This window comes from Marinifilum fragile, from assembly GCF_963677365.1.
Lineage (GTDB): Bacteria > Bacteroidota > Bacteroidia > Bacteroidales > Marinifilaceae > Marinifilum > Marinifilum fragile.
In genome coordinates this window covers 4,734,457-4,748,464 of sequence record NZ_OY781962.1, presented here as the reverse complement: position 1 = coordinate 4,748,464, position 14,008 = coordinate 4,734,457, and the positions used below count along the sequence as shown (strand labels likewise).

13 protein-coding genes and 2 tRNA genes are annotated in these 14,008 nt (G+C 34.7%); 8 read left to right on the top strand and 7 right to left on the bottom strand.

The genetic code is table 11. The features are described 5' to 3' along the window. Positions 1 to 63: 63 nt before the first annotated feature. Positions 64 to 1,206, bottom strand: coding sequence for a DUF4831 family protein (locus ACKPCA_RS19305; RefSeq protein ID WP_321280561.1), 1,143 nt, complete (start codon positions 1,204 to 1,206; stop codon positions 64 to 66). 51 nt (positions 1,207 to 1,257) lie between these two features. Beyond that, the gene (locus ACKPCA_RS19300) at positions 1,258 to 2,769 is read right to left on the bottom strand and encodes an NAD(P)H-hydrate dehydratase (RefSeq protein ID WP_321280560.1); all 1,512 of its coding nucleotides are present in this window, start codon (positions 2,767 to 2,769) and stop codon (positions 1,258 to 1,260) included. A 312-nt stretch (positions 2,770 to 3,081) separates the two neighbouring features. Here ACKPCA_RS19300 and ACKPCA_RS19295 point away from each other — a divergent pair, with 312 nt between their 5' ends. The 4 genes from ACKPCA_RS19295 to hemH all read left to right on the top strand — a co-directional run bounded on the left by ACKPCA_RS19295 (position 3,082) and on the right by hemH (position 7,289). After that, on the top strand, positions 3,082 to 4,635 hold the full coding sequence (locus ACKPCA_RS19295; RefSeq protein WP_321280559.1) for a peptide MFS transporter: 1,554 nt from the start codon (positions 3,082 to 3,084) through the stop codon (positions 4,633 to 4,635). A gap of 188 nt (positions 4,636 to 4,823) precedes the next feature. Next, entirely contained in the window at positions 4,824 to 5,141 is a 318-nt protein-coding gene (locus tag ACKPCA_RS19290; protein WP_054714641.1) for a DUF6787 family protein, read from the top strand. 16 nt (positions 5,142 to 5,157) lie between these two features. Beyond that, positions 5,158 to 6,063, top strand: coding sequence for an oxygen-dependent coproporphyrinogen oxidase (hemF, locus tag ACKPCA_RS19285; RefSeq protein WP_321280557.1), 906 nt, complete (start codon positions 5,158 to 5,160; stop codon positions 6,061 to 6,063). Between the two features lie 194 nt (positions 6,064 to 6,257). Next, positions 6,258 to 7,289 (top strand): ferrochelatase, encoded by a 1,032-nt coding sequence (hemH, locus tag ACKPCA_RS19280; RefSeq protein ID WP_321280555.1) that lies wholly within the window; start codon positions 6,258 to 6,260, stop codon positions 7,287 to 7,289. A gap of 59 nt (positions 7,290 to 7,348) precedes the next feature. Here hemH and tsaA read toward each other — a convergent pair whose 3' ends face one another. The 5 genes from tsaA to ACKPCA_RS19255 all read right to left on the bottom strand — a co-directional run bounded on the left by tsaA (position 7,349) and on the right by ACKPCA_RS19255 (position 11,035). After that, entirely contained in the window at positions 7,349 to 7,837 is a 489-nt protein-coding gene (gene tsaA, locus ACKPCA_RS19275) for a tRNA (N6-threonylcarbamoyladenosine(37)-N6)-methyltransferase TrmO (RefSeq protein WP_321280553.1), read from the bottom strand. 243 nt (positions 7,838 to 8,080) lie between these two features. Next, on the bottom strand, positions 8,081 to 9,487 hold the full coding sequence (gene aspA / locus ACKPCA_RS19270) for an aspartate ammonia-lyase (protein ID WP_321280551.1): 1,407 nt from the start codon (positions 9,485 to 9,487) through the stop codon (positions 8,081 to 8,083). A 296-nt stretch (positions 9,488 to 9,783) separates the two neighbouring features. Then, complete coding sequence (locus tag ACKPCA_RS19265; protein ID WP_321280549.1) at positions 9,784 to 10,290, bottom strand: DUF4494 domain-containing protein; 507 nt, start codon at positions 10,288 to 10,290, stop codon at positions 9,784 to 9,786. 174 nt (positions 10,291 to 10,464) lie between these two features. Continuing rightward, a tRNA-Met gene (locus ACKPCA_RS19260) sits at positions 10,465 to 10,538 on the bottom strand. Between the two features lie 423 nt (positions 10,539 to 10,961). Further along, positions 10,962 to 11,035: transfer RNA gene (locus ACKPCA_RS19255), tRNA-Met, on the bottom strand. 351 nt (positions 11,036 to 11,386) lie between these two features. On the opposite strand from ACKPCA_RS19255, the gene ACKPCA_RS19250 reads away from it, so the two are divergent. From ACKPCA_RS19250 to ACKPCA_RS19235, 4 genes are all read left to right on the top strand, one after another. Beyond that, a complete protein-coding gene (locus tag ACKPCA_RS19250; protein ID WP_054714626.1) occupies positions 11,387 to 11,761 on the top strand; it encodes an START-like domain-containing protein in 375 nt (124 codons plus the stop codon). Between the two features lie 156 nt (positions 11,762 to 11,917). Further along, positions 11,918 to 13,375: an LptF/LptG family permease gene (locus tag ACKPCA_RS19245; RefSeq protein ID WP_321280547.1), complete on the top strand. Its 1,458-nt coding sequence runs from the start codon at positions 11,918 to 11,920 to the stop codon at positions 13,373 to 13,375. Then, a complete protein-coding gene (locus ACKPCA_RS19240) occupies positions 13,368 to 13,838 on the top strand; it encodes a nuclear transport factor 2 family protein (protein ID WP_321280546.1) in 471 nt (156 codons plus the stop codon). The genes ACKPCA_RS19245 and ACKPCA_RS19240 overlap by 8 nt, the downstream gene beginning before the upstream one ends. A gap of 1 nt (position 13,839) precedes the next feature. Further along, positions 13,840 to 14,007 carry a DUF5522 domain-containing protein gene (locus tag ACKPCA_RS19235; RefSeq protein WP_165836038.1) on the top strand — a complete coding sequence of 56 codons (168 nt, stop codon included), beginning with the start codon at positions 13,840 to 13,842 and terminating at the stop codon, positions 14,005 to 14,007. The last annotated feature ends 1 nt before the right edge of the window (position 14,008 follow it).

Sequence of the window (14,008 nt, the reverse complement as noted above, 5' to 3'; positions counted from 1 at the left end):
TGATATTGGAAATCCGAACAAAACTCGTAATCCCAACTGTTTACTATTTACTGATAACTGATATTACTTTGTCACCTCCTTTATTGAACCTAAATCCGGATAGAATTCAATGCTGTAATTCTCGTTTAAAAGAACTTCAGCAGGCATTTTTGCAATTTTACCAAATTGAGCAATTGGCATTCTCTTCTTTAGTAAAACACTTTTGCCATTTGAAATGGACACATCGGCCATACCAGGTATTCTATATGCAATTTGAGTTTGCGGATTAACTCCAGCACTTGGCAATATTGCCAATTCGTTGGTAACATTTAAATTTTTAAAATCCACTCGAATTGGGCGACCACCTAAATCATTCACGCCAACAGGTCCCATTTGTGGAGACATTCTGAAAATAACGCCGCCATTTTCACCTTGCTTTGGCGCATATGAAAATTGATAAGCTTTCTGAATGCTTACTTTTTTACCCACAAACATCGAAATGTAATCTTCTTCCAATTTTGCCAATTCTTTTACCAATACTTCATAAGCCTTTCCATCAGGAGGTAGTACTTCATAATTCGAAGTAAGAATTTTAAATCTTCTCTTTCTCAATTTAAAAATCTGGTGAGCAGCTTCTTCAGCTTTTTCCTCTAACGTTTTGATAAGAGCTTGCTTCTCCAACACAGGAACTTTTACAAATGCTGTATCCGTTTCAACAACTTTGTATGTAGTATCCTTTCGATACTTCACAATAGGATCAATCGAAAATTTTCCATACTCCATCTTAACTTCATCAGATGAAAGAGATATTATCTCTTTTTCTACATTTTCAAAAGAAGAGTTCTTCACGTTAAATCCACGAATCAATCCTTCAGGAGTTAAAGAAATTAAACTTGGTTCATAATCTACTGAAGCAGTTATTTTATAGTACTGTTCAGGATCAATCTCACCCACTCCATTTAGTTCTATCGACTTTAGTTTCCACTCCACGCCATCGCTGGTTACAACATCTGAAATTCCAAGGTATTTTTCTGCATAGTCGGCAAATGGTCCTCTTTTCATGATTGTTTTTTCAGCCACTACATTCACTTTCAATACTGTTTGCGGTAAAGCATAAATAACCGTATTTGGAGTATCTAAAGTTTTGCGTTTTTGTGCATTTGCATTCCCAATTGTTCCACCAACAATTAAAATTGCGACTAGTAATTTAAAAATATTTCTGTTCATCTTATATTGTCATTTGCGCAGAAACGCAACATATTACGTCTCTACAATTCCCTATCTTTTCAATGTCATCCATGCATTAGGCAGAAAATCAATAATATCGCTGGCAGTCAAAGCCTCATACCCAACTTTTTCTGATGCCAGATCGCCTGCCAAACCATGAAGATATACTCCAATAATTGTTGCCACTTTCGAAGAATACCCTTGTGAAAGCAAAGATAATATTATTCCTGTAAGCACATCTCCACTTCCTGCTGTTGCCATTCCTGGATTTCCTGTTGGATTAAAATAAACACTTCCCTCAGGACAAGCAATTGCCGTATAGGCTCCTTTTAATACAAGAGTTACGCCATGATCTTTTGCAAATTGAAGTTGCATACAATTCCGTGTATAACTATCCTCTGATTTTCCAACCAATCTCTCAAATTCCTTTGGATGCGGAGTAAATACAGATCCCATTGGCAAGTCCGCCTTTAATTCGGGATGTTCACCCATAATATTAATCGCATCGGCATCAATTACCATAGGGATTTTTATTTCTTTCAATAAATTGATCATGGCACAATAAGAATTTTGCTTTTTATCGATACCTGGTCCTATGGCTACCGCTTTAAATTGATTTAAATCAGGAAATTCCGTAAAAATGATATCAGAACGATCGATACTCACCATTGCCTCAGGAACCGCAGTCTGCATAATTTCATATCCCAACCTTGGTATGTGAGAAGTTAGCAAGCCAATTCCGGAACGCAAACTTGCACGCGATGCCAAAATGGCCGCTCCCATTTTTCCATAGCTTCCACTAATTAATAAACCATGACCGTATGTGCCTTTATGATCGAACTTTTTACGAGGCATCAATAGAGATTTTACAAACTCACGATTCAACATTTTATAAGGAGTTTGTTCTTCTTTAATAATTTCAGGATGTAAGCCAATAGGTAAAACTTCCCACTCTCCTACATAATCTGCATTTTCCGGAAACAAAAAAGCCAACTTTGGAAATTGAAAACTTAAGGTCAGGCTGGCTTTTACAATTCCCTGATAATTATTCTTTGAATTGTCTTCCCCCATTAAGCCCGAAGGTATGTCCACAGCCACAACGCTTGCCTCACTGGCATTAATTGCTTTTATCACCTCAAAAACCAAACCTTCAATTGGTCTTGAGAGTCCAGAACCAAAAATCGCATCAATCACAATATCATCCGGAAAAAGCCAAGGCATTGCATCAATCGAAGTTAGTTCGTAAATATCAACTGTTTTTATCAATTTCAAGCGCTGCAAATTTAGCTCTGCATCTTTCGAAAGTTGATTCGTAATTTTAATGATAAACACCTCAACCGCATAGTTTTTTTCTGCCAACATCCTGGCAACCGCCAAACCATCTCCACCGTTATTTCCCGGCCCGACAAAAATTTTACAATTTCTAGGCGCAGGAAATTTCTTCAAAATCTTCTTAAATAGTTTGCTCGAAGCTCTCTCCATCAAATCTATTGATTCAATCGGTTCATTCTCTATCGTGTAAGAATCAATCTTAGCAACCTTTGAGGCAGGAAATATTTTCATTGTTCAATCGGTTTGTATTTTAGACGTAAAAATGCAATTGATATTGTATGCGAACACTCCTATTCAGATTTCTTTTTTATAACATGTTTCCGACAGGTAACACAAATGGAAAAACAGTAGTAAAAGTGCCAAACATACAGCAAAATAGGCTTTATAATCAAAGATACTAAACTTTTGAAATTCGCCGCTTCTTTCGAAAACGATTTAAAATAGATCGAAACGCTTACAAATCATTATGGACTTCTGTTTTTTTCTATATATTTGTCACTTTCATAACTAAAACGAAACTATTATAAATTAAAACTAACATTTATGTTTAAAGGACATCCTAAAGGACTTATTGCCGCGGCACTAGCAAATATGGGAGAACGATTTGGCTTCTATATCATGATGGCAATTTTAACACTATTTATTTCTGCTAAATTCGGTTTATCAGAAGTTACTACAGGAATTATTTATTCCATTTTTTATGCTTCTATTTATTTATTGGCATTGGTTGGTGGTATAATTGCCGACAAAACTCAAAATTACAAGGGAACAATTCTAACTGGTATCATTGTAATGGCTTTGGGTTATGTAATGATTGCTATCCCAACACCTACTCCTGTTCCTAACTATGCTTTATATTTGGGTATTACTTGTTTCGGTTTATTTGTTATTGCATTTGGTAACGGTCTGTTTAAGGGTAACCTACAAGCTCTTGTTGGACAAATGTACGACAACGAAGAATTTAAAGATAAGAGAGAAACAGGATTCCAATTATTCTATATGTTCATTAATGTTGGTGCACTTTTCGCTCCATTCATTGCAGTTGGAGTTAGAAACTGGTGGTTGAAAGCGAATAATTTCTTATATAACTCTTCTTTACCTGAATTGTGTCACGAATATGTAGCGCAAGGTAGCGCAATGAAAGCAGAAAGATTAGAGCAGTTAACAACTTATGCAAATGCTTCTATCGCTGACGGAAGTGGCGTGACTAATCTTGATACTTTTGTAAACAATTACCTAAATGTATTTAGTGAAGGTTTCCAGTATGCTTTTATGGCAGCAATTATCATGATGGCTGTTTCTTTGGTCATCTATATTGTGAACAAGTCAAAATTCCCTGATGTATCAGCTAAAAAAGAAGAAACTGAAGCTGACAATATGAGAGAAGAAGTCAAAATGGATGCTCAGGAAGTAAGACAAAGAATTTATGCCTTGTTTGCAGTGTTTGGCGTTGTAATTTTCTTCTGGTTTTCTTTCCACCAAAACGGTTATTCTTTAACTTATTTTGCTCGCGATTATATTGATTTAAGTGCTATCGAAATTGATTTAGGTTTTACTCAAATTATTGGTGCAGAAATCTTTGCTGCAGTAAACCCTATTTTTGTAGTAACCTTAACTCCTCTAATTGTTTGGTTCTTTGGATTTTTAGAGAAAAAACGAATTAATCTTTCTACACCAAAGAAAATTGCTTTCGGTATGGGTATTGCTGCTTTAGCATATGTATTCCTAATGGTATTCTCTTTCGCTGTACCAACAAAAGCTGAATTAGCTGGAATGAGTCCTGAGGCTCTTGACGCAATGAAATTAACACCATGGGTAATGATTGGTTTGTATTTCATTTTGACAATTGCTGAGTTATTTATCAGTCCATTGGGACTTGCTTTCGTATCGAAAGTTTCACCTCCACACATGCAAGGAATTATGCAAGGTGCCTGGTTAGCTGCAACAGCAATAGGTAACTTGTTCTTGTTCATTGGTGGTCTTTTATATACAAGCAGCCCAATGTGGTTAACATGGTTTATATTTGTTGCTGCTTGTGCACTTTCAATGTTTGTAATGTTAGCTATGGTAAAATGGCTAGAAAGAGTTGCTAAGTAAGCAAATCGAAAATATATTTATAGAAACCGTCTCAATTAGAGACGGTTTTTTTATGCTTTCTGATCTTTATTTTCTTCTCTATTGTACAATCAATAAAATCAAACAGATTTCTCAGATTCTATTTAAGACATAAAGGTATTTTATACTATATTTGCTTTATCTGAAACAAATCTAAATAATACCTCTAGATGTTTAAAAAACTAAAAAAGCGCTGGGAAATCAATTCAAACCTACAGCTGGTAATCATTCTAATTGTATTCTCGATTACTGGTAGTTTATCTGTAATGATTCGTAACCCAATATTTGAATACTTCTCGATTGATGCTGATACCAATATTTTTCTAAAAATCTTACTAAGCATTTTAATTATCACCCCTACTTACCAGGTTTTACTTTTAATCTTGGGAACCTTGTTGGGACAATTCCGATTCTTTTGGAATTTTGAGAAGAAAATGCTGAGTCGGTTTCAGCGAAAAAGCAACAAAACAGCAAGAAAATCATGCTAAACAAAAAGAACAAAATATGCAGAAACAACAAATAGCCGAAGAATTCAAAAAACTACAAGATAAAATTACCAAAGCATTGGAAAATTGCGATGGTGGTGCTCAATTTCATGAAGACATTTGGGAACGTGAAGCAGGAGGAGGCGGAAGAAGCCGTGTAATCAAGAATGGGAATATTATTGAGAAAGGTGGCGTTCAGTTTTCTGCTGTTCATGGCAAGCTGCCTGAAAAAATAAAGAGCAAATTAAAACTTGAGGCTGATGATTTTTTTGCAACAGGTGTTTCCTTAATCATGCATCCTGAAAATCCTCATGTACCCATTATTCATATGAATGTTCGATATTTTGAGCTGAGTGATGATACATATTGGTTTGGCGGAGGAATAGATCTTACTCCAATTTACGTAGATAAAAATCAGGCAAAAGAATTTCATTTGAAGTTGAAGGAAGTTTGCGACAAACACAATCCTGAGTTTTACAACAAATTTAAACCTTGGGCCGATGAGTATTTCTATTTGCCCTTCAGGAACGAAACACGTGGCGTTGGAGGCATTTTCTTCGATCATCTGAATGATTCCTCGGGAATGACAAAAGAACAGTTATTTGCATATGTTTTGGATGTAGGTGAACTCTTCGCTCCTACCTATTGCGAAATCATGCAAAACAATGCCTCGAAACGATACAGTGAGCAAGAAAAAGATTGGCAATTGCATCGCCGTGGAAGATATGTTGAGTTCAACCTGGTATTGGACAAAGGAACCAAATTTGGACTGGATACCAATGGCAGAACCGAATCGATTTTGGTAAGTATGCCGCCTGAAGTAAAATGGACTTACCAATATGAAATTAAAAAAGAGTCGAAAGAAGCAGAGACATTAAGACTTCTAAAAAAAGATATCAATTGGCTTGAACCAATTTCTGTTTAAGTTGTTTTACAGATAGTCGAAAAAAAATATTAATTTCAGAAAGGAAATGTAGAAAGCATTTCCTTTTTTTAAACCACTTTTATATACAATAATTATGGTTTAATGCCGATAGATATTTAATCTTCAAAATAGAGTTTGCGAATATTTTGAATTAATTAAATACTAATCGGTATAATTGCTGTAACTAACACACTATGTCAAAAAAAACTACTGTTCTGCTACTGAATTTAGGAACACCTAAAAGCCCTAATGTATCTGATGTTCGCACCTATTTGTTCGAGTTTTTAAACGACAGAAGGGTAATTGATATCCCTTGGTTGCTACGAAAAATATTGGTAAACCTGATTATTGTACCGTTTAGAGCCAAAGGATCATCGAAAATATACCAGCAATTATGGACCAAAGATGGTTCTCCTTTGATGATTTACGGAGAAAAAGTAAAAAATCTGCTTCAACAAGAATTGGATGAAAACTTTAAGGTAGAATTGGCCATGAGATATCAGGAGCCATCTATGAAAAGAGTTTTAGAGAAAATTCGTTTGGATATGCCTGACAAATTGATCATTCTTCCCATGTATCCACAATATGCCTCTTCTACCACCGGTTCTACTTTCGAGAAAGCCATGGAGATTATCAGAAGCTGGGAGGTAATACCGGAAATTAAATTGATAAATCAGTTTTTCGATCATGAAGGATACCTAAACACCATAGTGGATAATGCGAATAAACATGATCTTAATGAATTTGACCACTTTATTTTTTCCTATCATGGTTTGCCTTTGCGACAAGTGAATAAGGTTCATCCTAATAAAAACTGTAAGGATTGTGATTGTGACAAGCAATTCAGACCAGATACCGATTACTTCTGTTATCGAGCTACTTGTTACGAAACCAGTAAACTGCTGGCAGAAAAATTAAATATCCCTAAAGAGAAATATACCGTTGCCTTTCAATCACGATTAGACAAAAACTGGTTGGAACCTTTTTCTGATAAGATTGTAATTGAGCAAGCTCAAAAAGGAGCTAAAAAATTGATGGTATTTAGCCCTGCCTTTGTGGCCGATTGCCTTGAAACCACAATAGAAATTGGCATGGAATACGGCGAACTGTTTGAAGAAAATGGCGGTAAAGAGCTGGTTTTGGTAGAGAGCTTGAATGATCATCCCAAATGGATTGCTACTCTGAAAGATTTAGTCATTAATTATAATCCAAAGCCACTCAAGTAACTTGAGTAGATTGCTCAAACTGTTTGAGTAAAAAAAGTTCACTTACAGAATGTTTAATACTACTTATTAAATCTTTTGTCCGATTTGATATCACGGTTCTTCTCTTTCCAATTTTCATCTAACCAACCCGATACTGCATCTGGGCGATTATCAAATTTCGAAAAGAAGGGTTTAATATCAAGCAGAGGGGTTCCATCCAAAATGTCTACATCTTCAACATGCAAAATATTTTCTTCTATAGAATTAAGTTTGACTGTTGAAATTCCAATGGCATTGGGTCTGCGTGGTGCTCTTGTGGCAAACAAGCCATGGGTTTTATCATCCATAAATGGCTTTACATCCAATTCGTAGCCTTCTGATTTATGCAAATGGTAAATCAAAATCACATGAGAGAAAGATTCCAAGTCCCTTAATCCCTTAATCAAGTCTGGGTTTAATTCTACTCTTGCTTTACCCCCTTTTGCGCTTAAAGGTTGAATGGGCATATTCTCCCTGCTTTTATGTGGTGTATGAATAACTCCTATTGGCTTAAAGCTAATTTCCGACATATCATTTCTTATTTACAATCAGATAAATGTAACAATTCTTATTTGCAATCTCACACTTCGACTGTTTGACTGTTAGACTCTTTGACTATTCAAGACCTTTGAGGTAAAATAAAAGAGGTTGAAACGAAAACCGAATCAACCTCTTTAATGCGCCAAGAACTCAATGATAGAGTATTTCCCAAGTTAAATTGGAGTGTTGTTTAAGAAATAAATCTTAACCCAAACGGGTTCAGATTCTAATAATTAAGCTTCAACAAACTTCTGAGGCTTAATCATTCTTTCCGGAGAAAGAATTTCGTCTAGCTTCTCTTTGGTCAATAATCCTTCTTCAAGGATTAAATCGTAAACACTTCTGTTTTCTGCCAATGCTCTTTTTGCAATTCTCGAAGAAGCTTCATATCCTAATGTTGGGTTTACAGCAGTTACAATACCAATACTGTTTAGAACCATTTCTTTACAGTGTTCAACATTTGCTGTAATTCCTTCAATACATCTTTCTTTTAATGTTGCCATTCCATTCACCAACATTTCCATTGATTCAAAAATAGCACGAACCAAAACAGGTTCCATCACATTCAATTCCAACTGACCAGCTTCAGCAGCAAAAGTTACAGTTAAATCGTTACCAATTACTTTGTAAGCAACTTGGTTTACAACCTCAGGAATTACCGGGTTTACCTTACCTGGCATGATAGAAGATCCTGGTTGCATTTTTGGCAAGTTGATTTCGTTCAATCCACAACGTGGTCCTGAAGATAATAATCTCAAGTCGTTACAAATCTTAGAAAGCTTAATAGCCAAACGCTTCACTGCTGATGAGTACATTACATACGAACCTGTATCAGGAGTTGCTTCGATTAAGTTACCAGCCAATACAATTGGAAGCTTTGTAATTTCGTTTAAGCGAGAAACACATTTTTCTGAATAACCAGGTTCTGAGTTAATTCCTGTACCAATAGCAGTAGCTCCCATGTTCACTTCAAGGAACAATTTTGCATTTTGGTTCAATCTCTCAATTTCCTCTTCAAGATTTACAGCCCAAGCTTCGAATTCTTGTCCTAATGTCATAGGTACAGCATCTTGCAGCTGAGTTCTACCCATTTTTAATACATCCTTGAACTCTTCCCCTTTAGCTCTAAATGCTATAATCAATGATTTTAAGCCTGCCACCAAAGTCTCATTCATGAAAATCAATGCAATTTTAATCCCTGTTGGGTATGCATCATTAGTTGATTGAGACAAGTTAATGTGATTGTTTGGATGACAATGTTCGTATTCACCTTTTTGATACCCAAGAATTTCCAATGCTCTATTGGCAATCACCTCGTTAGCATTCATATTAGTAGAGGTTCCAGCACCACCTTGGATCATGTCAACTGGAAAATGTTCATGCAAATTACCCTCAATAATTTCCTCACAAGCTTTTGTAATAGCCTCTGTTAAATCGTTCGATAACAATCCAAGATCGTTATTTGCTTTGGCTGCTGCCCATTTTACCATCGCCAAACCTTTAATAAAGTCTGGATATGCACTTAATTTAACACCGCAAATGTCAAAATTTTCAACTGCTCTTAAAGTTTGAATGCCATAATATGCATCAGCAGACACCTCTTTGTAGCCAATTAAGTCGTGTTCAGTTCTTGTTTTCATGGTGTGATTATACGTTTAAATCAATAAATCAGACTTTACAAAGATCTCCAATCTTTAAAAGTCAAAAACTTATTCAAATCTGTTTTTTGTTGTTTGTTTATGCTGACAAATGTAGTAGAGAAAAGAAATTTCACCACTAAAAAAACAAAAAATCAGAACATCAATTCACACACCTTCTTTCAAGTTGATCTACTGAACATTAAACACCTATAACTTTACAGTAATAATAAGCTTACCGTATGTTTTTCAACAGAAAGCAATCGTTTCCGAAAAAAAACAGATCAGAAATTTCTGATCTATTCAAATTCGTTATCATTCGGTTCAATTTCCGAAACTGGTTTCAGATTATCTGGAATTTCTTCATTCACCTCATCACTGAAAAATGGGAAGATATCCATAATAGGACTTTCAGATACTGCCGGGATCTCATAAGGTACCAGCATGTCACTCAAACATTCTTCAAGGAATTCATACGCTTGTTTCACATTATTTGCCTGGGCAAGCATATAATTATTGCTCTTCTTTTCTTTTCCAGATGCTTCGTCCACATCAATAAATGCAACTTTAGCTTTAAACCAACGGTCACCATTGTCATTAGGATACAATTCCGTGATGTTTGATTTGCTGATATTGGTTACATTAAATTCCCCACTAATCATTTGCTCCAATTCTTTGTGGATTCTGGCCTCGGCTTCGGTAAAAGACATTGCATCTACCAAATATGGTTCAGACACTTTTTTTTCTTTTCCAGATACCTCATCGACCTTAACATACTTCACCTTACACTCAAACCAATTGTTCATACGATTACATTATTTAATTCTAAAAGCAACACATAACTCTGCTTACTTTTAACATTGATATTTTATTTTTAACGGATAACAAAGATAAAAGAATTGATCCCTATTAAAATCAACTCTCCTAAAAAATGGAGATATATTAAAACAAAAAAGGATGACCTTAAGTCATCCTTCTTGTAGCGAGAGGCGGGGTTGAACCGCCGACCTCATGATTATGAATCATGCGCTCTAACCAACTGAGCTACCTCGCCGTTTTGCTTGATTGCGGTGCAAATATAAGAGCATTTTATTTCTAAAAAAAATCTTTTTTCTGAAAATCTTTGCAAAGAAATGAAGCGATCTATTAAACTATCTGTTTTACAGAAATGTTACAAGTTGAAAAAAATATTGATTTTTTTTTCAATACGTCATTTGGCTAATGTTTGAAGTATCTATTTACAGAAAAAGGCTACTATTTTATCTTGTTTATTGTAGGTAGCGAGTCCAACTTTTCCAATAATTATTGGAACCTTCATCGGGTAGTTAAAACTAGATAATTTTATTTCATCAGATTTACATCTCCACTCTCTAATTTTCTGGAATAAATAGATTATTTGCTTTTCGATAGAATGGTTAGTAGAGAAATTTTAAGGCAAGAAAAAAGGGAGACAATATTAATTGTTTCCCTTTCTTAGTAGCGAGAGGCGGGGTTGAACCGCCGACCTCATGATTATGAATCATGCGCTCTAACCAACTGAGCTACCTCGCCGTTTTTTTCTAACGCGGTGCAAATATAGAATCCTTTTTCATTAAAAAAAAATCATTTCACATTTTTTTTAATTCTTGAATTGTAAATGATTTAATTTATCGATTTGTAAAATTTTCTTAACTTATAAGGAGTAGGTAAAGTAAGCATCTTTAGGTATTAACAATATGAGCAAACCTAAAGATTTAAGAATCAGTTTTTTTTATTAGAAAATTCTTAAGTATCTTGCGCGAAATTTAAGTATTGACTTACATTTCACCTTTTTAGTGCAGTATTTTAATACTGGGGGAATAATTTATCAAAACAAACTTAATCCCTCTAATTTTATTATCAAAACATTTATGCCCCAAACAAATGAAACAATTTGAACTGGAATATGTACTTCAAGCTTCTCAAAAAGTTATTTTCGATCGACTAAGTAATGCAAGTGGATTATCAGAATGGTTTGCTGATGATGTAAATCAAAAAGGTAAAATCTATACATTCATTTGGGATGGATCGGAACAGCAGGCTGAATTGGTTACCAAGAAAGACAATCGTTTAATTCGCTTCCATTGGCTTGACAGTGAAGATGAAGACAGCTATTTTGAATTTAAAATTGAAATTGATGCCCTTACAAATGACCTATCTCTTATCATTACCGATTTTGCTGATGAAGATGAAATAGAAGAAAGCATTGAACTTTGGGACACTCAAATTGCCGAATTAAAGCATGTATTGGGAATATGATTTTTTAACAAATCATAACACCAAATCCTAAATAATTAGCTTATTTTTGTAAGCTATGTAAGACCAGTTTCTGCAAGTTATTGGTCTTATTTTTTAGGTAGCAGTGCGATATCCTTATTATAAAATTAGGTCTCGCTTCAATTAAAATATTTTAGAATGAAACGTTTACATTCATTTATTCTTAAAAGTTTTCTTGGGCCATTGGCCTTTACTTTCTTTGTCTGCATGTTTGTCCTACTCATGCAATTCCTTTGGCGATATATTGATGAACTTGTCGGAAAAGGATTAGAATGGACTGTAATTGCTGAATTTTTGTTTTATGTTTCTGCTACTTTAGTTCCAATGGCACTGCCTTTGGCTATTCTTTTGGCTTCTATTATGACCTTTGGGAATATGGGAGAAAATTACGAATTAACCGCCATGAAAGCCGCTGGGATTTCCTTACAAAGAATCATGCAACCACTTACAACACTTGTTGTGATTATTAGCATTAGTGCCTTTTTCTTTGCCAATTATGTAATGCCAGTTGCATCATTAAAAACTACCTCATTATTAGTTGATATTAAAAATCAAAAGCCTGAACTCATCCTGAAAGAAGGTATTTTTACTAATGATTTACCCAACTTTAGCATTAAGGTTGACAACATTGATAAAGAAACCGGAATGATGTATAAACTCTTGATTTACGATCACCGAGATGAAAGAGGAAATACAAATGTAACAGTGGCTGATTCTGGTACAATGATAACTTCTCCTGATAAAAAGAATATGACTCTCACCCTGTATAGTGGCAATATGTATCAGGAGGTAAAAACCAAATCGAGGAGAGATAAAAACCATCCTTCCAGAAGAATTAAATTTCAGGAATATGAAACCAACGTTCCTCTTAGAAGCACTGAATTAAAAAGAGGTAATGAGGATAGATACAGTAAAAACTACAGAATGCTAAATTTAAAACAGTTGGTACATTCTGAAGATTCATTACAAGATCAATTACAAAATGAAAAAAATAGACTTGTTACCGGATTGCTGGCTAGACATTACTTTAAGAAAGAATCAAAATCAATGCGAAAAGATTCTATAAAATCACAAGATCTTATAATTAAAACGCTAAATGTTGATTCTCTTTTTAAATCGGCTACAATCACAAAACAACTAACATCGGTAAGTTCAGCTCTTAGTTTTGCCAGAAAAGCCAGAGAAACGATCTCTCGAAAAGAAGGAGAACTATTGGTACAAGAAAAATGGATTAAAAAATTCACCAATGAGTGGCATAGAAAATTCACACTCCCTTTTGCTTGTTTGATATTCTTCTTTATTGGTGCTCCTCTTGGTGCAATCATTCGTAAAGGTGGCTTGGGAATGCCTGTAATTGTATCTGTTTTATTCTTTATTTTCTATTACATCATTTCCATGACAGGTGAACGATTTGCCAAAGAATTGGTTCTACCGCCTGCTATTGGCATGTGGATATCATCATTGATAATTCTTCCTTTAGGGATTATATTGACATACAAGGCAACTACAGATTCTGCTGTTTTCAACATCGAAAATTATATTGATTTCTTTAAAAAGATTAACCCGACTAAATTCTTCAAAAAGAAAAATGTATAAATCTATATTCACAATTCTAATTGCAGTTTTGGGATTATTCTCTGCTTGCACAAAACAAGTATCATATTCCGAAAAAGAAGTCAATCAACTTCTTGATGATTGGCATAAGGCTGCCGCTGATGCTGATTTAGAAAAGTATTTTGGTCTGATGACTGAAAATGCAACCTACATAGGAACCGATCCATCAGAAAGATGGACAAGACAAGAATTTCACAATTTTTGCGAACCATATTTTGAAAAAGGAACCACCTGGGATTTTAAAGCTTTTGACAGAAAAATCTACATATCAGAAGACAAGAAAACCATTTGGTTTGATGAACTTTTAAATACCTGGATGGGAGTTTGTAGAGGTTCTGGTGTGCTGGTTATTAAAAACAACGAATATAAAATTTCTCACTATCACCTTTCGGTTACCATTAAAAACGAAAGCATAAAAGAGTTTTTAAAAATTAAACAAGACTAATATGTTTGACGATTTAAAACCAGATATCGATTACTATATGCATCCTGATGGATATAGAATCATGACAAAAAAATATCTTACCGAAAGAGGATATTGCTGTGGCAATGGATGTAAACATTGCCCTTATTTTCCGAAGCACAATAAAGGAAACAGGAACTTAAAGGAATAGC